Source organism: Bradyrhizobium sp. MOS003, assembly GCF_003020125.1.
GTDB lineage: Bacteria > Pseudomonadota > Alphaproteobacteria > Rhizobiales > Xanthobacteraceae > Bradyrhizobium.
On sequence record NZ_PYFW01000003.1, the window covers coordinates 68531 to 89230 of the forward strand.

A 20700-nucleotide genomic window follows, 5' to 3' on the forward strand; every position below is an offset into this window, starting at 1 on the left:
GGGGCGGGGCGAGGTATGACGGTGTCATGCCTTGCCTTCGGAAGCCCGCCGGATGATGCCGGCACACGAGACCTACGACGTCATTGTCATCGGCGCCGGTGCCGGCGGCATGACGGCCGCGGCCGTGGCCGCTGCGCAGGGCCTTCGCGTGCTGGTGATCGAGAAGACCGCGTTCGTCGGCGGCACCACTGCCTGGTCTGGCGGGATGGTCTGGATTCCCGCGAATGCCAAGATGAAGGAGGCGGGGCTCTCCGACAGCGTCGCGGATGCTGTCCAATATCTGTCGGGCACGGTGCCCGAGCCCGACAATGCCGGCCTGCGCGCCGCCTTCCTCGCGCGCGGGCCCGAGGCGATCGCCTGGCTCGAAGCCAATACGGAGGTTCGCCTCCAGCCGGTGAAGACCTGTCCGGATTGTTATCCGGAGCGGCTGGGCGCAACGGCTGGCGGCCGTGTGCTGGAGGCGGTCGGTTTCGATGGCAGGCGGCTGGGCAAGGCCTTTGCGCGATTGCGGCCACCGCTGCCGGAGTTCACGCTGTTCGGCGGGATGATGGTCGATCCTCTCGACGTTGCGCATTTGCGCAGCGTTGGAAAATCGCTGCGTTCGACCTTGCGCGCGGCACGGCTTGTCTCTCGATATGCGCTGCAGCGGCTGCGCTGCCCACGGGGAACGTCCCTGTATCTCGGCAACGCACTTGCCGCGCGGCTCTATGCTTCGCTGCTGGCGCGACGGGTTGAAGTTTTCTTCGACGCCGACGTCGAAGACCTCTCGATGCAGGGCGATCGCGTCGGCGGCGTGGTCATCCGCCATGGCTCGCGCGACCGGCCGATCGCAGCGCGCCGCGGCGTGGTGCTGGCGACCGGCGGCTTCTCGCACGACGATGTGTTGCGCAAGCGGTTCTTCCCGGCGGCGGCTGGATTTGTCTCGGCGGCCAATCGATCCAGTACCGGCGATGGCCTTCGCCTCGCGGCGACGACAGGTGCCGCGCTCAACACCGACGCGACCAGCCCGGCCTGTTGGGTGCCGGCTTCGCTGTTCCGCCGCGCCGACGGCAGCCGCGGCGTGTTCCCGCACATGGCCGATTGCGCCAAGCCTGGCGTGATCGCGATCGACGCAACGGGCCGACGTTTCGTCAACGAGGCGGCGTCCCACCACGAATTCGTGCTGGCGATGCTGCGCGAGAGCAATGGTAAGCAGGAGCGGCCGTTCCATCTGATCTGCGACCGCCGGTTCCTGTGGGCTTACGGCCTCGGCCGCATCAAGCCGTTCACGCGGCGTTATCGCCGCTATGTGGCGAGCGGCGGGTTGATCGAGGCGCCCGATATCGCGCAGTTGGCGGCGAAGATCGGCACCAAGTCCTCTGTGCTGACGGCGACTCTGGCGAGCTACAACGAAGGCGCGAAGGAGGGCCGCGATGGTGAATTCGGCCGCGGCAGCACGGTCTATCAGCGGCACCTCGGCGATATCGGGCACAAGCCCAACCCTTGCCTTGCGCCGATCCTCCGCGCGCCCTTCTTCGCCACTCGCATCTACCCGGCCGATCTCGGCACGGCGATCGGCGTGAAGGTGGACGCGCAGGCCCGCGTGCTGCGCGAAGACGGCACGCCGATCGCAGGTCTCTACGCCTGCGGCAACGACATGGGCGCGATCATGAACGGCAATTATCCGGCGCCGGGGATCATGCTCGGGCCGGCGCTGGTTTTCGGGTACATCGCGGCAAGGCATCTGGCGGAGGGAGCGGTGACAGCGGTGGGTGCTGCGATGGAATCTGTCCGATTGTCGTAACTGCTATATCCGCGTCATTGCGAGCGTAGCGACTTGTCCGCCGAAGCCTTCGAAGGCGGAAGCAATCCTAGAAACCCTCCACGGGGGCAGTCTGGATTGCTTCGTCGCAAGAGCTCCTCGCAATGACGTGGAGGGGCGCGGGCTCTTACCGCTACTCCGCCGCCGCTGCAAAGCGGCTGTTCTCGAGCTCCGCTTCCAACCGCGCTGTCTCGGCCGCCGCGAGCTTGACGTTGGCTTCCTTGACGTGACCGAAGCCGCGGATGGTCTCGGGCACCCTTGCGAGTCTTGCCAACAGCGGGATCTGCACTGCCTTCAGCCCGGCCATCCGCTGGTCGATCATCGCCAGATAATCCGCCACCAGCTTGCGCTCCGTCTTGCGCTCCTCGGTACGGCCGAACGGATCGAAGGCGCCGCCGCGCAGGAACTTGAGCTTGGCGAGAACACGGAAGGCGTGGAGCATCCAGCCGCCGAACTCCTGCTTCTGTAGATGTCCGCTGGTCTTGTCGCGCTTCGCGAAGATCGGCGGCGCGAGGTGGTATTTCAGCGTGAAGTCGCCGTCGAACTTCTCCGACACCTTCTTGCCGAAGCTGCCATCGGTATAGAGCCGGGCAACCTCGTACTCGTCCTTGTAGGACATCAGCTTGAACAGGTTTTTCGCGACCGCTTCGGTCAGTTCGGTAGAGGCCGGCGAGACCGCGCTCTCCGCCTTCCGCACCTTGGCAATGGCCGCGAGATAGCGGTCGGCATAGGCCTTGTCCTGATAGCCGGTCAAAAACTCGGTGCGGGTCGCGATGATGTCGTCGAGGGACTTGGTCGGAGCGGACGCGCGGCTCTTGAACTGGAGCACGCTGCGAACCCGCGACATGTCGTGGGCGGCCAGCCGCCCCCAACTGAAGGCGAGCTTGTTCATCTCGATCGCGGCACCGTTGATCTCGATGGCGCGGAGCAGAGCCTCCAGCGACAGCGGGATCGCACCCTTCTGGAAGGCGAAGCCGAGCATGAAGGGATTTGTCGCGATCGAATCGCCCATCAGCGCGGAGGCAATGCCTGTCGCGTCGATGATGTCGAGGTTGTTGTCGCCGATGGCGTCGCGCAGCACGGTCTGCATCGTGCCCATCTCGAAATCGAGATCGGGGTTTTGCACGAAGCTCGCGGTCGGCTGCAGGTCGGCGTTGACATAGGCCCTGGTCACGCCGCGCTCGGCGCGGCTGAGCGCGGAGGGACCTGCCGAGACGATCATGTCGCAGCCGAGGATGACGTCGGCGCCGCCCGTGGTAATGCGGACCGCGGAGATGTCCTCCGGTTTGGGGGCAATGCGGACATGGCTCATCACCGCGCCGTTCTTCTGCGACAGGCCGGTGAAGTCGAGCGCCGAGCAGCCGCGGCCGTCGACATGGGCGGCCATGCCGAGCAGGGCGCCGATGGTGATGACGCCGGTGCCGCCGATACCGGTGACGAGGATGTTGTAGGGCGCGTCCAGCTCGCGTGCGGGCGGCAGCGGCAAATCGGCGAACAGCTGGCCGGAATCGACTGCGGAGGTCTTCATCCGCTTCAGCGTGCCGCCGTGCACGGTGACGAAACTTGGGCAGAAACCCTCGACGCAGGAAAAGTCCTTGTTGCAGTTCGACTGGTCGATCTGGCGCTTGCGGCCGAACTCGGTCTCCAGCGGCTGCACCGAGACGCAGTTGGAGGCCTGCGAGCAGTCGCCGCAGCCTTCGCAGACCAGCTCGTTGATGAAGGCGCGTTTCGCGGGATCGGGATAGAGCCCGCGCTTGCGGCGGCGGCGCTTTTCCGCGGCGCAAGTCTGGTCGTAGACGATGACCGAGAGGCCCTCGACGTCGCGCAGTTCGCGCTGCACGGCATCGAGCTCACGACGGTGATGGATGGTCGCGCCTTGCGGGAAGTAGTTTCCTTGCGGGTATTTGCTCGGATCGTCCGAGACGATTGCGAGGCGCTTGACGCCCTCGGCCCAGACCTGATGCGCGATCTGCGCGACATTGAAGGCGCCTTCGGCCGGCTGCCCGCCGGTCATCGCGACGGCGTCGTTGTAGAGGATCTTGTAGGTGATGTTGATGCCGGCCGCCGAGGCGGCGCGAAGGGCGAGGAGCCCGGAATGGGTGTAGGTGCCGTCGCCGAGGTTCTGGAAGATGTGCTTCTCAGTGGTGAAGGGCGACTGGCCGATCCAGTTCACGCCCTCCGCGCCCATATGCGAGATCAAATCGGTGCGGCGGGTCGGCATGCTCAGCGCCATGCCGTGGCAGCCGATGCCGGCCATGGCGCGGCTGCCCTCGGGGACGCGCGTCGAGGTGTTGTGCGGACAGCCCGAGCAGAAGAACGGCGTGCGCGCGAGCTTGATCTGGGTGCTGGTGGTGACCGGATTGTCGAAGGCCTCCAGCCGAGCGAGGCGCTGCTCCAGCACGGGGCTGTGATGGCCGAGCTTGCGCAAGCGCGCCACCAGCGCGCCGGCGACGATGGTCGGCGTCAGCTCGTCCTCGCTCGGCAGCAGCGGCGCGCCGCGCTCGTCGCGCTTGCCGGTGACGGTCGGGCGCTTCGACGCATCGATGTTGTAGAGGATGCGCATCAGCTGGTCTTCGATGAAGCCGCGCTTCTCCTCGACCACGAGCACGTCCTGCAGACCGTCGGCGAAGCGCTTGGCGCCGCTTTCCTCCAGTGGCCAGGTCAGCGCGACTTTGTAGATGCGCAGGCCCAGATCCTGCGCGTCTTTGTCTGTAATGCCGAGATCGGCGAGCGCCTGGCGGAGGTCGAGATAGGCCTTGCCTGTCGCGACAATACCGAGCCGCGCCGGCTTTGAATCGAGCACGATGCGGTCGAGCTGGTTGGCGCGGGCAAAGGCCTGCACGGCGGCCATCTTCGGCCCGAACAGGCGCCTCTCCGCGTCCAGCGGCGGATCAGGCCAGCGGATGTTGAGGCCGCCGGGCGGCATTTCGAAATCGTCGGGCATCACGATCTTGATGCGCGCGGGGTCGCTGTCGATCGAGGCGGAGCTTTCCACGGTCTCGCTGATGGCCTTGAAGCCGACCCAGCAGCCGGAGAAGCGCGACAGCGCAAAGCCGTAGAGGCCGAGGTCGAGATAGTCCTGCAGCGTCGCTGGATTGATCACGGGGATCAGGGCCGCCGCGAATACCTGCTCGCTCTGATGCGCCAGCGTCGAGGACTGGCAGCCGTGGTCGTCACCGGCGAGCGCGAGCACGCCGCCGTTGAGTGAGGTGCCGGCCGCATTGGCATGCTTGAGCGCATCGACCGAGCGGTCGACGCCGGGGCCTTTGCCGTACCAGATGCCGAACACGCCATCGACCTTGGCGCCGGGGAACAGACCGACCTGCTGGCTGCCCCAGACGGCGGTCGCCGCCAGATCCTCGTTCAGGCCGGGGACGAAGGCGATGTCATGCTGGGCGAGGTGCGACTTCGCGCGCCACAACGCGTGGTCGTACATGCCGAGTGGGGAGCCGCGATAGCCCGAGATGAATCCGCCGGTGTTGAGGCCCTGAAGCCGGTCGCGTTCGCGCTGCAACATCGGCAAGCGGACCAGGGCCTGTGTGCCGGACAGGAAGATCCGCTTCGATTCGAGCCGGTATTTATCGTCCAGCTCGACTTGCAACAGCGTCATTTCGGGGATCCTTGTTGTCGTGGTCCGGCGAAGGGATTTTGCGCCGCGGGAGGCTTGCGGCTTTGCGAAGCGGAGGAGCACAGTCAAGAGCATGGGCCAGCGAAGTCAATATCGCTGGCCGCATCCGTGGCGCTCCTGCTAGTCATGGCTTGCTAGCGGAGAAGAGCATGACGGCGTTCGACATTCAAATTTCGCAAACCGGAGGCGCCTTGATCGGGCCGTGGCGTCGGCCGCGCCAGATGTTACAGGCGCAAACCTACGACGCGCATGCCTCGATTCACGATGACGCAACAGCGCAGAAGCTCGGCTTCAAAGGCGGTACCATCGAGGGGCCGACGCATTTTAGCCAGTTTGCACGGTTGTGCGAGCGACAATGGGGGCCGGCCTGGTTTGAAACCGGCTGCATTTCTGCGCATTACCGCAGCGTTTGCTACGAGGGCGAGGAGGTGCAGGCGATCCTGATGGCCTCCTCAGACGAGCAACCAGAGTGTCAAATTCAGATGGTCAAGCGCGACGGGACCGAGGTGCTGCGGGGGACGGCCTCAATCGTCGAGAGCCCGACTGCCCTTGACCTGCGTCTGCGCGAACTCAAGCCGCTCACTGACCCCGTGATCCTTCGCGATGTGCAAGTGGGTGTGACCGGCAAGCGGCAGTCCGTCCGCATGGCGTTCGATCAGACCATGGGCGACCTTTATCCTTTCTCGCTGCGGCAGAAGCTCGCCGTCATCACCGAAAACTCGCCCTTCTATTCCGGCGCCGGCAACCCTTCTTTGAACCCTTGGGGCAGACCGATCATCCCGATGGAGATGCTGAGCGTGCTGTTCCAGTACCGCTCGAAGGATGATCCACTGCCGGTCAAGGGGCCGGCCGTCGGCTTGTTTGCCGATCAGGAGATCCGGCTGGTCAAGGGCCCGCTCTTCGTCGATGAGGACTACGAGGTCGAGCGCGAAGTGGTCGCGCTCTCGGGCAGCGGCCGCACCGAGAGCGCATGGGCCAGGACGCGTGTGTTCGACAAGGCGGGTGTTGTGGTGGCGACCATGCTGCTGAATATGGCGACGCTGAAGGACTCCTATGCGCCGTATGAAGAAGAGTATCGGCAGCTGTACGGGGTGGGGCGCAACTGACAGCCCGTCGTCAGGCCAGCGATCGAGCTTCCACACGATTGACAACCTCGCTAAATTTAGAAAGATTGCAACCAGAGGGTGGGGGAGAGCTGTCTATTCGAGGGCGCGTTTCTGTGTGGCATCATGAATTTCGCCGAGCGACGAGCTTCCGAAGATTTTTGCGTACCAGCGGAGAATAAGATTCCCGGTTCGGTCACTCGTTTTACAAGCAATCTTTTTCAAGTCGGGCGAAATTAGCCCAGCCGTCGCAGGTCATCCTTTTCTAACCGTCACGCACCTCCTTCTGGATGCGTTCGAGAAGATCAACACCAATCTCGCCAAGATCGCGTCGGGCCAGGACGATGCGCCGTCCTTCAACGCGATCTGGCAGGCGGCCATGCGGATCGTAGCGATCGGCGAAAAGATCGAGAAAGCCAACTCGAAGGAGAACCGCGACAAGGTGGCGAAGGCAATCAAGGATCTCGTGGAAACGCTTTGAGGAGGACGGCTATGGTTGGATTGGATCAATATTTCGGAACGCATACGGGGAATTTGAAGATCTATGTGGGGCTGTTCAAGGTCGGATCTGGCAGCTTCACCTCGTTCAACTCCAACCTCGCAGCGTTCAGCGGCTCGTACAGTGCATTCGGAAGCAGCGGCACCTTCACCATAGAAGTCCAGCTTCTGCATGTTCAAAATGCCTCGTCCGGGACCTGCAAGGTGACGCTCAACGACAAGACTGATGCCAGTGCGGCCTACACCGTCGCAGGCAACAAGTTCTCCCTCCAGACCAATCTCAATCCAACGCCCATCGACATTTACGTCAGCCAGGGCGGAACGCAGTTCGACGGAGTGTCGGGGCATAATCTCTGGATCGGCCAGTGGTCCTGAGCTGCGGCTGCGAGAGCTTGGCGACCTCGCGCAGAGCTGCCCGCAACGCTTCGTCTGACCCAGGCGCTGCGGTCGAGAAAGCAAACAGTCCGCCCAAGACTTGAGCAAATTGCGTGGGGCGATGCGGTCGCACAGTGAATAAGCAAACCTGCGCTCGCCCCATAAGATTTTGACGACGCTGCGAATTTTTCCGCACCTCGGCGCCCATCGCAATTGTACACAATGGCACGGCGCTTGCACAACTCCGGCAAAGAGAGTTCTCGCGAGGGGCGAGCGTCATGCTGAACTCGAGCAAGCCGACACGGGGCGTCATCAGCGCCGAGCCCGAGCCGATCAAGCTCGACTGGCCGAGCACCGCGCTCCTCATCATCGACATGCAGCGCGACTTCATGGAGCCCGGCGGCTTCGGCGAGACGCTCGGCAACGACGTCAGCCAGCTTGCGCGCGCGGTGAAGCCGATCAGCGCGGTGCTGACGGCCGCGCGCGACACCGGCATGCTGGTGATCCACACGCGCGAGGGCCATCTGCCCGATCTCTCCGATGCGCCGCCGGCCAAAGTCGAGCGCGGCGCGCCGAGCCTTCGCATCGGCGATCCCGGCCCGATGGGCCGCATCCTCATCCGCGGCGAGGCCGGCCACGATATCATTCCCGAGCTCTATCCGCTCGACAGCGAGATCGTGATCGACAAGCCCGGCAAGGGCGCGTTCTACGCCACCGAGCTTACGGACGTGCTGGAGAAATACGGCATCGAGAACCTGCTGGTGTGCGGCGTCACGACTGAGGTGTGCGTCAACACCACGGTGCGCGAGGCCAATGACCGCGGCTACCGCTGCGTCGTCATGTCGGACGGCTGCGCGTCCTACTTCCCCGAATTTCACGAGATGGGCCTGAAGATGATCAAGGCCCAAGGCGGCATCTTCGGCTGGGTCGCGAGCTCAGCTGCGGTCCTGGAGGCAATGAAGGTTTCGACCACATAGGGGGATTGTCATGAGCACATTGACGGGGACAGCCGGCAAGTCTGAACTGAACAAGTCCGAGTTCAAGCCGGTACTATGGACATCGGGCGACTGGAACGCGTTCTTCGGCTTCGGCACCAACATCCTCGTCAACATGCTGGTGCTCACGGGCCTGTTGCGCTTCGTCTTGAAGATGCCTGACAGTCTGGTGTTCGGCCGCATCCTGCCCGCACTGGGGCTGATGATGTGCCTCTCGACCTTCTACTACGCCTACCTCGCCTATCGACTCGCGCAGAGAACCGGCCGCAACGACGTCTGCGCGCTGCCCTCGGGCGTCAGCGTGCCGCACATGTTCATCGTCACCTTCGTGATCATGCTGCCGATCACGATCAAGACCGGTGACCCGCTCAAGGGCTGGTCGGCCGGCCTCGTCTGGGTGTTCTTCCAGAGCTTCATTCTCATGATCGGCGGCTTCATCGCGCCGTTCATTCGCAAGATCACGCCGCGCGCGGCGCTGCTCGGCACGCTTGCCGGCGTATCCGTCACCTTCATCTCGATGCGGCCGGCGCTGGAGATGTACATGACGCCGCAGATCGGTCTGGTCTGCTTCGCCATCATCCTGGTGAGCTGGTTCGGCGGCGTGAAATATTGGCGCGGCATTCCCGCGGGCCTCGTCGCGATCGCGGTCGGCATGATCATCGCCTGGGGCTCGAACCTGTTTGGGCTCGGTCTCGGCGGCCTGAGCGTGAAGGGCGTCGGCGATGCCTTCGCCAATTTCGGCTTCTCGGTGCCGATTCCTGCCGTGGGCTACGTATTCTCAGGCTTCGAATTCCTCGGCATCATCCTCGTCACCGCCATTCCGTTCGGCATCTACGACCTCGTCGAAGCCATGGACAATGTCGAGAGCGCGGAAGCGGCTGGCGACGAATATCCGACCACGCGCGTGCTCACGGCCGACGGCGTCGTCAGCCTGATCGGCTGCCTGATGGGCAATCCCTTCATCAACGCCGTCTATATCGGCCATCCCGGCTGGAAGGCGATGGGTGGCCGCATCGGTTACTCCGCCGCGACCGGCCTCATGGTGATCGTGCTGGCCTGGTTCGGCATCATCTCGGTGCTGCTGGCACTCGTGCCCGTGGTCGCGATCTCGCCGATCCTGCTCTATATCGGCATGCTGATCGGCGCCCAGGCGTTCCAGACCACGCCGGTGAAGCACGCGCCCGCGATCGTGCTGGCGCTGACGCCGCATCTGGCTGCCTGGGCCAAGCTCCAGATCGACACCATGCTTGGCTCGACCATGAATGCGGCGGCCACCGTCGGCGGCATGGCCGCCGACAAGGCCGACGCCGTGAAGGCTGCCGCGATCGCCGCGCTGCCGCAGCAGGGCGTGTTCTATCATGGCCTTGAAGTGATGGGAGGCGGCTCCATCCTCGGCGGCCTCGTCCTGGGTGCGATCGGCGTCTTCATCATCGAACGCGATTTCGAGAAGGCCTCGGCCTTTGCTCTGGTCGGTGCCGTGCTCACTTATTTCGGCTTCATGCACGGCGAGGCCGTCGGCATCGGCGGCGGATTTGGCGTCACGCCCGCCGTGGCGCTCGCCTATGCCGCGATGGCCGCCGGCCTGTTCGCGGCCAGCAAGCTCGGCGCCAGCGAACACTATGCCGCGCATCCGGAGATGTCGGCCGCGCCGGCGGAGTAGTTACCGGTGCGGACTTCTGTAAAGCGGCCGGCAGTCGCCGGCCGCTTTCGTCTCAGGGCCGCACCGCCGGCGTCTCCATCGGCAGGCCACGCGCCCGCGACATCAGATAGAGCTCGAGCGCGACCAGCTCGGGCGAGCCGTAATCGTAGGCCTGGGCGCGCACGCCGCTCATGCAACTGCGTAAGCGCCGCTCCAGCGATCCCAGCGTCTGCCATTCCAGGCGATAAAGCGGATAGCCGGTCGGCTGTCCCTGCGTGATCGGCGCACCCGCGAGGCGCTTGTCGAAATTGTCATCGTGGCAATTGGTGCAGGCGAGGTTGAGCTGGCCCTCGCGCTGCATGAAGAGGTCGCGGCCCTGCTCCACGAAGGGTTTTGCCTGCGGATCGTCGCCGGCGGTGATCGCGGCTCCGCGCGATTGATGGGCGACGAAGGCGGAGAGCGCCAGCAGGTCGCGGCTCTCGTAGGGCAGGGGCGCAGCCTTCTGATGATTGGCGCGGCAAAGATTGATGCGCTGGTCGAGCGTGACGGGGCGGCCAAGCGTCTTGTCGAAGGCGGGATAGCGTGCCGCGACGCCCTTCATGCTGCTGCGCGCATCGCCGTGGCAATCCGCGCAGGCTTTCTCCGCGCTGCCGGTCTTCTTGCCCCATAGCTGTTCGCCGTCGAGCACGAACAGCATGCCTGGATTGGAGGTATCGTCGTCCTGCATGGCGCGCGTGTCGGGACCCATGAAGGAATAGCCGGAGCGGCGCGCATCGGGCGGGATCTCGCCGGCGAGGGCAGGGGCCGCGGCGACCAAGGCCGCCGCGGCTATCGCGCGCCAAACGCTCATTCGACAGTGATCGATGCCGAGGCGGTTGACGAATAGCCGTTGTCGCCGATCCATTCGAACTCGAACCTGCCACTCTCCTTCGCGACCGCGAAGAAGGACAGATAGGGATTGGCAGCGATCGCCGGAAACAGATCGGCGCGGAAGATCTCGGTGCCGTTGTAACGGCAGGTGAAGCTCGTGATAATGTCGCGCGGTACCAGCTTGCCGTCCGCGGTGTGGCGGAATCCCGTCTCCATGATATGCGAGGTCAGCGTGCGGATCTCGATGACGTCGCCGCGCCTGGCCTTGGCGGGAACGTTGATGAGCGCGGCCATCAGTTCATCTCCTCGGTGCAGGCGGCCAGCGTCACGACGACATCGACGGCGACCTGCCAAAACGTGTCGTCGGAGAGGCGGGCGATCGCCACCACCTTCTGGGTGTCGGCGAGCCGGATTCGGGTCGCGACCTGGGCGCGGCCTGAGGAGGGGCCGAGATAGAAATTGGCGATGTTGGGCTGTGGGTTTTTCTCATTGAAGACGTGGATGCTCTTGACGTGGTCGTCAGCCGTCATCGGGCTTGCGACGGTTACCGTCATCGGCACGGTATTGCCGTTCTCGACCAGCGGGGGAATGTCGACCTTCACCTTTCCGGTGCGAATCGGCGCCTCGCCGACGACGTTGCGGATCGCGGTGTTGAGCATCGCTGGCGTTGCCCGAAGCGGACGCAGGGTGACGATCGGGATCGTCCCGGCGGCGGTGACACCTCCGGCGAGGCTCAAAAATTGTCGTCGCGTGGTTGGCATGAACAGTCCTAGTCGCGAAGCGTTGCAAGAAAAGCCACGATGTCCTCGATCTCCGCGGCCGACAAGATCGGCTTGCCGGCAAAATTGCGTCCGACACGCGCGAGGCCGTCGGCGCGATAATAGGACGGCATGATGGTCTCCGCGTTGAAGCGCGACGCATCGACCAGTCGAAGCCGCAACTGGCTCGTCGTCCATCGGTTCCCGGCGCCGGTGAGGTCAGGTGCGAGATCGCCCTGAAATCGCGTTTCGGGGAAGGGTCCGGAATGGCAGAGGATGCAGGTCGTAGTGCGCGCCAGCACCAGCGCGCGGCCGCGCGTGACGTCGCCGGGCGAACCGGTGAGCGATTGCGGGATGCCGTCGCCGACGACTTTGTAGGGGGCGAGTTCGTCCGCCTTGGTAGGCAAGGCGAAGGCGAGGCTCGCTACAATGAATGCTGCAATCGCAGATGTCGAACGGGTTGCGCGGCGGCGCCGCGAACTCCTCTTACCTCTCCCGCTTGCGGGAGAGGTCGAGCCGAAGGCGAGGGTGAGGGCTCTGTACTCTTGGGGGTCCTCGCAAGTTGAGAAACCCTTTCCCCAGCCCTCACCCGCAGGCGGGGGAGGGAGCGCACCTTGTTCGCGGCGATAGGCTCGTCTCACCATCGCATCAGCCAAAAGTGTCGGTCGTGATGGTTTGAAACCAGCGTTCGGCCTCCACCGCCTCGCGGGCCCGCAACTCTCGCGGCGCATCGACCGGGCTCGTGGCGCCGCCCTCGACCTCGGCGAAGATGTCGCCCTTGGGCTGGTAATTTCCCGCGAGTGAGAAGCCGTAGCCGGGGGCGACGGTGTTGTAGCAGACGCCGGTCAGCCGCGGCGGCTCCAGCGTGCGGCCGTCGAGCCCAGCGACGATCGCGGCAGCGCAGGCCTTGCCTTGCGCGCTTGCGGCTGATGCCGATTTGGGGATGCCGCCGCCAAGGCAGGCGTCGCCGATGACATGGATGTTCTTGACGAGTTTCGATTCGAACGTGACAGGATCGATCGGACACCAGCCGGTCGCATCCGCAGCGCCCGCGGTCTCGGCGATGCGTCCCGCGCGTTGCGGCGGAATCACGTTGGCGACATCGGGTGTGTAATTGCCGAACTCGGTGACGATGGTTCTGGTCGAAGGATCCACCGAGGTGACGCGACCGCCTTGCGACAGGCCGATCCGCTCGATCATGTCGCCGTAGAGCTCCTTCCACGCCTTCTCGAACAGCCGCTGCTGGGAGAAATTGTCCTTGGCGTCGAGCACCAGGACCTTTGATCGTGGCTTGCTCGCCTTCAGATAATGCGCGATCAGGCTGGCGCGCTCGTACGGTGCGGGCGGGCAGCGCGAGGGATTGGCCGGAACGGCGATGGCGACCGTGCCGCCGTCAGCCATTGCCTCCAACTGCCTGCGCAGCAACAGCATTTGCGCGCCGGCCTTCCATGCGTGCGGCATCGTCTCCGATGCGGCATCGTCATAGCCAGGCAGCGCTTCGAAATGGAAGTCGATGCCGGGCGAGAGCACGAGGCGGTCATAGGGCAGCGCGACGCCATCATTCGTCACGACGCTGCGCCGCTCCGGGTCGATCGTGGTCACGGCCTGACCGATCACCGTGACGCCATCGGCGGCAATCTGGTCGTAGCCGAACTGCTGTGCCTCGATGTCGCGAAGGCCCGCAATCACCGCGTTGCTCAAGGGGCAGGACGTGAAGACCGCGTTGGGCTCGATCAGGATCACTTGCATTTTTTTCTGCGCGCTCTTCAGCGCGCGGGCGCAAGCCGCGCCGCCGAATCCGCCGCCGACCACGACGACACGTCCCGCGGACTGCGCGCGCAGGATCGAGGGGGCGGCAAACGATGTGGCCGCGGCGGTGATGCCGAGCACGGCATTCCGCCGTGTCACCGGCGCATTCATGAATCTTGTCCGCAAAATGCCGCGGCGGCCGTCGTGGCCGCCGCGGCTGCTCTCAGGCGAAGGTGATGTTCTGGTCCCGCAGCGGCACCGAGCGGATGCGCTTGCCGGTCGCGGCGAAGTAGGCGTTGAGCACGGCCGGCGCTGCGACGCCGATGGTCGGCTCGCCGACGCCGCCCCAGAACCCGCCGCTCGGCACCATCACCGATTCCACCTTCGGCATCTCGTTGATGCGCATCGAATTGTAGGTGTCGAAGTTGGTTTGCTCGATCTTGCCGTCCTTGACGGTGCAGCCGCCGTAGAACAGCGCCGAAAGGCCGTAAACGAAGGAACCCGCGATCTGCCGCTCCACCTGGGCCGGATTGACGACATATCCGGGATCGGTGGAGGCGACGATGCGATGCACCTTGATCTTGTTGCCGTCGGTCACCGAGATCTCGGCGGCGCCGGCGACATAGCTGCCATAGCCCATCACTTGGGCGATGCCGCGATAGACGCCCTTCGGCGCCGGCATGGTCCAGCCGATCTTCTCGGCGACCGCATTGAGCACCGCGAGGTGCTTGGGGTGATTGCCCATCAACTTGCGGCGGAATTCGAGCGGGTCCTGGCCTGCGGCCTGGGCCAGCTCGTCCATGAAGCACTCCATGTAGATCGCGTTGTGATTGACGTTGACACCGCGCCAGAAGCCGGGCGGGACGTGCGGGTTGCGCATCGCGTGCTCGACCAAGAGGTTCGGAACCGAATAGCCGAACGCGGCCTCGCCGGTTTGGGCGACCCCCTGGAAGGCGGCGGGGTCCATGCCGTTTTGCAGCGCTTCGGGGCGCAGCGAGAACAGGATCGACTGCCCCGACAGGCGGTAATGCAGCGCGACAAGATTGTTGTCGGCATCGAACGCGCCGGTCATCTTGCACTGGGTGATCGGGTGATACCGGCCGTGCGCCATGTCCTCTTCGCGCGACCAGATCAGCTTGACCGGCGTGCCGGGCATTGCTTTGGCGATCATCACGGCCTGGCGGACATAGTCGGTCTGGCCGCGCCGGCCGAAGCCGCCGCCGGGCATGACCTTGTGCACGTCGCACTTGTCCGCCGGCAGGCCTGAGGCCTCCAGCACCGCTGCGAACGCGGCCTCGCCATTCTGCGTGCCGCACCAGACCTCGCATTTGTCCGCGCTGTAGAGCGCGGTGGCGTTCATCGGCTCCATCGTGGCGTGGTTCTGGTAGGGATAGGAGTAGACGGCCTCGACCTTCTTGACCGCACTCGCGATCGCCGCCTTGGCGTCGCCGTTCTTGTTGCCGACATAGGCCGGCTGGTCGTTGTCGAGGCCTTCGGCCAGCCACTTTGCAATCGATTCGCTGGAGACTTTTGCGTTGTCGCCCTCGTCCCAGACGATCGGCAGCGCATCCAGCGCGGTCTTGGCGTGCCACCAGGTGTCGGCGACGACCGCGACCGCGGTATCGCCGACCTTGACGACCTTCTTGACGCCTTTCATGCCGGCGATCTTGGATTCGTCGAAGCTCTTCAGTTTGCCGCCGAAGACCGGGCAGTCCTTGATTGCGGCGTTCACCATGCCCGGCAACTTGACGTCGACGCCGTAGATCATGGCGCCGTTGGTCTTGTCGACGGTGTCGAGCCGCTTCACGCCCTTGCCGATCAGTTTCCAGTCCTTCGGATCCTTCAGCTTGACCTCGGCCGGCGGCGTCAGCTTCGCGGCGGCCTCGGCGACCTTGCCATAGGTCGTGGTCCGGCCCGACGGCGTATGGATGATGACGCTGTTCGCTGCCGTGCATTCGGAGACCGGCGCCTTCCATGCGTCGGCCGCGGCCTGGATCAGCATCACGCGCGCGGTGGCGCCGCCCTTGCGGACATAGTCCTGAGAGGATCGGATGCCGCGGCTGCCGCCGGTCGAGAAATCGCCCCAGACGCGCTTGCGGGCGACGCTCTGGCCCGGCGTCGGATATTCGGTCGTGACCTTGGTCCAGTCGCATTCGAGTTCCTCGGCGACGAGCTGGGCGAGACCTGTGAGCGAACCCTGGCCCATCTCGGAGCGGGCGATGCGAATCACGACGGTGTCGTCTGGCCTGACCACGACCCAGGCGCCGATTTCGGGCGAGCCGTCGGCGGCGCGGACCACGGCGGGCCCGAAGGGGATATCGAGGCCGACGGCAAGGCCGGCGCCGAGCGTGGCGCTGCCGATGACGAAGGCACGGCGATCCATGCGGGGAGAAACATGCTTGCTCATTGGCGGCTCCTTACGCGCTTGCGATCGTGTGGATCGCTTCGCGCACCTGCTGGAAGGTGCCGCAGCGGCAGATATTGGTGATGGCCTCGTCGATATCGGCGTCGGTCGGCTTCGGCTTCTCGTTCAGCAGCGCCGCCACCGCCATGATCATGCCGCTCTGGCAATAGCCGCATTGCGGCACGTCCTGGGCGATCCAGGCCTCCTGCACCTTGTGCAAGGCATCGCGTGAGCCGAGTCCCTCGATGGTCGTGATCTTCTTGCCCTCGGCTTCGCTGACCGAGACGCCGCAGGAGCGGGTGGCGATGCCTTCGATGTGGACGGTGCAGGCGCCGCATTGTGCAATGCCGCAACCGTATTTGGTGCCGGTCAGACCGGCATTCTCGCGGATCGCCCAGAGCAGCGGCGTGTCCGGCTCGACGTCGAGGGTGAAGGTTTTTCCGTTGATTGTTAGGTTTGCCATCGCAGTCCCCTGATTGGCCCAATCCACCGATTGAACTCAGGGGCGCAATGTGTCCGGCAAATTGGAACTGTTCAAATCAATAGTGCGAGGGGTGAAACGCGAAGAATTGCGCTGTCGGGGGAAGATTACGAGGAGGGCGGTGTTTTGTCTCACCCCCATCATGGTCGATCCGATCGACCTTCCGCGGGCGCCAATCCACAGGTCTGGGGCGACACGCAGCTGTGAACGCGGGTTCCAGGCCGCGTCCGGCCACGGCGACAGTTTGTCCCTTTTGCCGGGATGCAAGACGTTCGCGGTCTGGTACACTGCGCCGACGCCAGAAGGAGTTCCACGAATTGCCAAGTCCCAACGTGCTGATGCTGTATCCGCTGTTCTCGGCGGAATCCTTCTGGACCTTTGGCGAATCCTGCAAGGTGTTGGGCGTAAAGCGACCGGCCGCTCCCTTGGGCCTGATCACCGTGGCCGCGATGTTGCCCGAAAGCTGGACGGTCCGGCTGATCGATTGCAATACGGCGCCCTTCAGCGACGAGGATCTCGCCTGGGCCGACGTCGTCTTCACCGGCGGGATGATGCCGCAGCAGGCCGACACGCTGCGCCTCATCGAGATTTGCCGTGCCGCAGGCAAGCCGGTGGTCGTGGGTGGACCGGATCCGACCTCGAGCCCGCACATCTATGAACGGGCCGACTTCAGGGTGCTCGGCGAGGCCGAGAGCGTCATCGACGAATTCATCGCAGCCTGGGAAGGCGGCGCGCGGTCCGGGACCTTTACCGCACCGAAATTCCAGGCGGACGTGACCAAGACGCCTGTGCCGCGTTTCGACCTGCTCAAGTTCGAGGACTATCTCTATCTCGGCGTGCAGTATTCCCGTGGATGTCCGTTCACCTGCGAGTTCTGCGACATCATCGAGCTCTATGGACGCGTGCCGCGGACCAAGACCAACGCGCAGATGCTGTCGGAGCTCGACAGGCTCTACACCATGGGCTACCGCGGCCATCTCGATTTCGTCGACGACAATTTCATCGGCAACAAGAAGTCGCTCAGGCTGTTCCTGCCCCAGCTTGCCGAGTGGCAGCGCGCGCACGGCTACCCCTTCGAATTGTCGACCGAAGCCTCGGTCAATCTGGCAGACGATCCCGAGCTGCTGGACCTGATGGGCGCAGCCAATTTCTTCGCCGTCTTCGTCGGCATCGAAAGTCCGGATCCGGCGACGCTGGTCGCGATGCGGAAGAAGCAGAACACGCGGCGCAACATCGCCGAGAGCATCCACAAGATCTACGCCGCCGGCATGCTCGTCACCGCGGGCTTCATCGTCGGCTTCGACAACGAGAAGGTCTCCATGGCGGACGCCATGATCGACTTCATCGAGGAGGCGGCGATTCCCGTCAGCATGGTCGGACTGCTCTATGCCTTGCCGAACACGCAATTGACGCGCCGCCTGGAGCGCGAAGGCCGGCTCCACGTCGGCCACGATGTGGCGCCGACCATCGGCGCCGATCAGTGCACGGCCGGGATCAATTTCGATCCGGTGCGGCCGCTGCGCGACATCCTGACGGATTACAAGCGCGTGCTGGAGCACGTCTACAGCCCGACCGCCTATGCAGGACGCGTCGACCGCTTGATGACGCTGCTCGACCGTTCGCGGCAGCGCCACGAACTCGCGGAAGGGGATATCCGCGCCAAGCTCGGTGCGATGGAGACCGTGCATCGTGTCGTCTCCGCGCTTCCCGAAGCGCGCGGGCCGCTGTGGCAGACGTTCATGAACTGCGCCAAGCGCGACACGTCTTCGGCGCGCATTGCGGTCCAGATGATCGCCGCCTATGCCCATCTCGGACCGTTCTCCCGCAAGGTCATCGCCGCCATCGATGAGCGCCTGGCGGCGCTGGACGAGCAAATGCCGAGTCCAGCCCTGGCTGCGGGCGCGACCGAGGCTCGACATCTGGCCTGACATCCGCAACGCGATGGAACCGCCCACGACGCTTTGATGCGCTGCGCGGCGGGCCGTCAGGATATCAAATCGGCTGTCATGTGTGAGATCCCGGCTTGACAGCAGGACAACCTCAAGCTGATCGTCATCGGGACGACACTGCTGCGATTTTCGGTGTCTGAACATTCCGCGCGGGCCTTTGAATGGTCCGCGAGGCTCAGTGCTCGTCTGCCATTGCGACCGACGTCATTGCCGGAAAAGCATTAGCGGGGGTAGGCATGTCCAGGAAAGTGATCCGGTGGTCGGTTGCACTGATCGTCGTGGTGGTGCTGGTCTTCGCATATCTGCCCTCCTTCATCGCCGATTCCATCTACAAGAACGTCGACGACATCACCGACGGCGAAATGCCCGCCACCATCACGGCCTTTCAATCGGGACCGGACGTCGTCAGCACCATCGGTGGCAGTGGCGAGGGCCTGAACTGCAGCCTGCCGCCCTGGGCCAACATATTCTTCGACGGCGGCCGGGATTCCGACCAGAAGCGCCATCTCGTCCTGCAGCGCTTCAGGCAGGCCTGCGTCTTTCACGACCTGTGCTATCGCCATGGCCTTGCGACCTATGGCTATAACCAGAACGATTGCGATCGCATTCTGCAGAACGCGGCTTTTCGACTCTGTTTCTACATTCGAAACGGCAGCCAGGAGAGCAGCGCGGCGCGCTGTCAGACCGACTCCAAGATGGTTCTGGCAGGCGTGAGCCTCGGAGGATACGACGCTTTTCGCGGCTGGGACCGATCGACCTATTTCGAGTTCGATTCCGACCCGTCGCGGTCGAACGGATTTCTGGTCAGCCGTGTGGTCAGTCATCCATTCAAGTCGATTCTGCCCGCCAAATACGCCAATGATCCTGATCAGGTCATTCTCATGTTCGAGAACCTTCGCTCCAATCTCGCCGTGACCTGCATCACCTGCGCGAATGTTCCCGTCCTGGAATGGACCACCGATCCGAATGCGGTCAGCGCCGAACTGAGCTCAGTCGGGGTGACGCGGTTGCCGGATGTGCTGCTCAGGCGCGTACCCATGCTGACCGAAACCATGCCGGTCTGGTTGCCGCCGCGCCGGCGGCATGCGGCACCGCATCTCCTGGTCGATGGAACGGGCAGGGATCATCTGATCTGGATGAGCCGGAACAACCCGGAGAACAGCGTATCCTGCATCGTCGGCGCCGATGCTGCGCGTCTCCTCACCAACACCTTGCCGACCCGGGATCTGTGCTCGGTCGATGCGGGCCCGTCGCTCACCCGCGTGGAGATCGACATGTTCGCGAGCTCTCCGCTTCCGATGGAAGTCCCTGGAAGTCCTGACATCATATATACGACTTCGATCAGCTCGCAGAAGACGAAAGAGCACCATCTGAGCTTCTGTTCGCGCTCCGCGTCCAGGAAGGTGGAGGGGACCGATGATGACCGGTCCAAATGCGTCACCTTCCCCGAAACTGAGGTCCGTGACGGCTCCGGGCTCGGTGCCTTTCAGAGCTTTCCGTTTGTTCGCCCCGGACAGCAGATCTATTTCGCGCGGGACATCGCACAGCAAACGGATTCGCCGCTGACCGCCATCTGGCAGCGCGCCTTCGGCAACACCTTCTCGCCCGAAGGTGCGCTGCTCGTGATCGACGTTGCACCGCCGCTCGCCGCCAAAGGACCTCTCTCGGCCAAGCTGAAGAAGATCGTCCGGTTCAACATCGACGATCGCTTCGATCCGATGATGCCGATCACGCGCAAGGCGGACGATTTGCGATTCCTGAGCCTCGAGGCGTCGAAGTCGAGCGTGCACCTTCGCACGATCGATTTTGCCACGGATAACCCCTCCGTCGGCAATGTGCGGCTGACGATGGGCAACGGTGACGTGGAGCTGGACCGCTCGTGGGCAGAGAGACCCGTGCTGGTCCTGGAGACCAGGGAGGCGCGACCGAGGACCAAGCTGGTGTTCTCGCGTGGCGAAATCGCGATCGAACCGGGCAAGCCCACAGCGACCACGGAAGCGTTGAAGCTGGAGACCCTGGTATTCGAACGCGATGCTGCGGCGCCTTCGACTACGCCGTTCGTTAAATCGGCGGGAGCGGCGTGCCGCATCGTCTACGAGTTCCAAGCGGAGCGCACCGATTGGCCGTGCTACCGCGTATTCGACCCCGACCGCACGATGCGGGCCTCGCCGGCGATGAGGATGCGGGCCTCCCAAATGCTGGTCGGGCGGTTCACCCAAGGGGCGGGCCACGGCATTGCATTTCCCGATCTCTGCCTGAAATCGGAGCCGATCATCCTGGCACCGCAAGGGAGCACGTTTGTGCCCGTGAGCGAGACCGCGGGCTGGAAGGGACCGCCAAGGTTTCAACGGACCATCACATGTGAGCCGCTCGACGCCGCGGGAGTGGTGAGCCGTCCCATCGCGCAGACGGCGCCGTAAAGGTGGGCTCGCGCTGAAGCGCGCCGATGG

Annotated in this window: 15 protein-coding genes; 7 read left to right on the forward strand and 8 right to left on the reverse strand. The window is 64.3% G+C overall.

Annotated elements, in window-relative coordinates; genetic code table 11:
- Positions 1 to 52: 52 nt before the first annotated feature.
- The gene (locus C7G42_RS15275; RefSeq protein WP_106949806.1) at positions 53 to 1783 is read left to right on the forward strand and encodes an FAD-dependent oxidoreductase; all 1731 of its coding nucleotides are present in this window, start codon (positions 53 to 55) and stop codon (positions 1781 to 1783) included.
- 151 nt (positions 1784 to 1934) lie between these two features.
- On the opposite strand, the gene C7G42_RS15280 is transcribed toward C7G42_RS15275, so the two are convergent.
- Positions 1935 to 5411 carry an indolepyruvate ferredoxin oxidoreductase family protein gene (locus C7G42_RS15280; RefSeq protein WP_106949807.1) on the reverse strand — a complete coding sequence of 1159 codons (3477 nt, stop codon included), beginning with the start codon at positions 5409 to 5411 and terminating at the stop codon, positions 1935 to 1937.
- Positions 5412 to 5578: 167 nt separating this feature from the next.
- Here C7G42_RS15280 and C7G42_RS15285 point away from each other — a divergent pair, with 167 nt between their 5' ends.
- The 4 genes from C7G42_RS15285 to C7G42_RS15300 all read left to right on the forward strand — a co-directional run bounded on the left by C7G42_RS15285 (position 5579) and on the right by C7G42_RS15300 (position 10060).
- Positions 5579 to 6535, forward strand: coding sequence for a hypothetical protein (locus C7G42_RS15285; RefSeq protein ID WP_106949808.1), 957 nt, complete (start codon positions 5579 to 5581; stop codon positions 6533 to 6535).
- A 489-nt stretch (positions 6536 to 7024) separates the two neighbouring features.
- Positions 7025 to 7405, forward strand: a complete 381-nt coding sequence (locus C7G42_RS15290) for a hypothetical protein (RefSeq protein ID WP_106949809.1) — start codon at positions 7025 to 7027, stop codon at positions 7403 to 7405.
- A gap of 278 nt (positions 7406 to 7683) precedes the next feature.
- Positions 7684 to 8382: a cysteine hydrolase family protein gene (locus C7G42_RS15295; RefSeq protein ID WP_106949810.1), complete on the forward strand. Its 699-nt coding sequence runs from the start codon at positions 7684 to 7686 to the stop codon at positions 8380 to 8382.
- Positions 8383 to 8392: 10 nt separating this feature from the next.
- Positions 8393 to 10060 (forward strand): regulator, encoded by a 1668-nt coding sequence (locus tag C7G42_RS15300; RefSeq protein ID WP_106949811.1) that lies wholly within the window; start codon positions 8393 to 8395, stop codon positions 10058 to 10060.
- Between the two features lie 52 nt (positions 10061 to 10112).
- Here C7G42_RS15300 and soxA read toward each other — a convergent pair whose 3' ends face one another.
- The 7 genes from soxA to C7G42_RS15335 form a co-directional block, all read right to left on the reverse strand.
- Positions 10113 to 10889, reverse strand: coding sequence for a sulfur oxidation c-type cytochrome SoxA (gene soxA / locus C7G42_RS15305; protein ID WP_199580925.1), 777 nt, complete (start codon positions 10887 to 10889; stop codon positions 10113 to 10115).
- Positions 10886 to 11203, reverse strand: a complete 318-nt coding sequence (soxZ, locus tag C7G42_RS15310; protein ID WP_106949813.1) for a thiosulfate oxidation carrier complex protein SoxZ — start codon at positions 11201 to 11203, stop codon at positions 10886 to 10888. The genes soxA and soxZ overlap by 4 nt, the downstream gene beginning before the upstream one ends.
- A complete protein-coding gene (locus C7G42_RS15315) occupies positions 11203 to 11670 on the reverse strand; it encodes a SoxY-related AACIE arm protein (RefSeq protein WP_106949814.1) in 468 nt (155 codons plus the stop codon). Before C7G42_RS15315 ends, soxZ begins: the two co-directional genes overlap by 1 nt.
- Positions 11671 to 11678: 8 nt before the next feature.
- On the reverse strand, positions 11679 to 12074 hold the full coding sequence (gene soxX, locus C7G42_RS15320) for a sulfur oxidation c-type cytochrome SoxX (RefSeq protein WP_245427741.1): 396 nt from the start codon (positions 12072 to 12074) through the stop codon (positions 11679 to 11681).
- Positions 12075 to 12315: 241 nt separating this feature from the next.
- Positions 12316 to 13587: an NAD(P)/FAD-dependent oxidoreductase gene (locus C7G42_RS15325; RefSeq protein WP_106949815.1), complete on the reverse strand. Its 1272-nt coding sequence runs from the start codon at positions 13585 to 13587 to the stop codon at positions 12316 to 12318.
- A gap of 52 nt (positions 13588 to 13639) precedes the next feature.
- Positions 13640 to 15823, reverse strand: a complete 2184-nt coding sequence (locus C7G42_RS15330) for a xanthine dehydrogenase family protein molybdopterin-binding subunit (protein WP_106949816.1) — start codon at positions 15821 to 15823, stop codon at positions 13640 to 13642.
- Between the two features lie 10 nt (positions 15824 to 15833).
- Positions 15834 to 16283, reverse strand: a complete 450-nt coding sequence (locus C7G42_RS15335) for a (2Fe-2S)-binding protein (RefSeq protein ID WP_199580926.1) — start codon at positions 16281 to 16283, stop codon at positions 15834 to 15836.
- A 356-nt stretch (positions 16284 to 16639) separates the two neighbouring features.
- Between C7G42_RS15335 and C7G42_RS15340 the strand changes: the two genes are divergently transcribed.
- Together C7G42_RS15340 and C7G42_RS15345 are read left to right on the forward strand one after the other, a co-directional pair.
- Positions 16640 to 18229 (forward strand): B12-binding domain-containing radical SAM protein, encoded by a 1590-nt coding sequence (locus C7G42_RS15340; protein WP_106949818.1) that lies wholly within the window; start codon positions 16640 to 16642, stop codon positions 18227 to 18229.
- Positions 18230 to 18486: 257 nt separating this feature from the next.
- Positions 18487 to 20670, forward strand: coding sequence for a hypothetical protein (locus C7G42_RS15345; protein WP_106949819.1), 2184 nt, complete (start codon positions 18487 to 18489; stop codon positions 20668 to 20670).
- Positions 20671 to 20700: the final 30 nt, after the last annotated feature.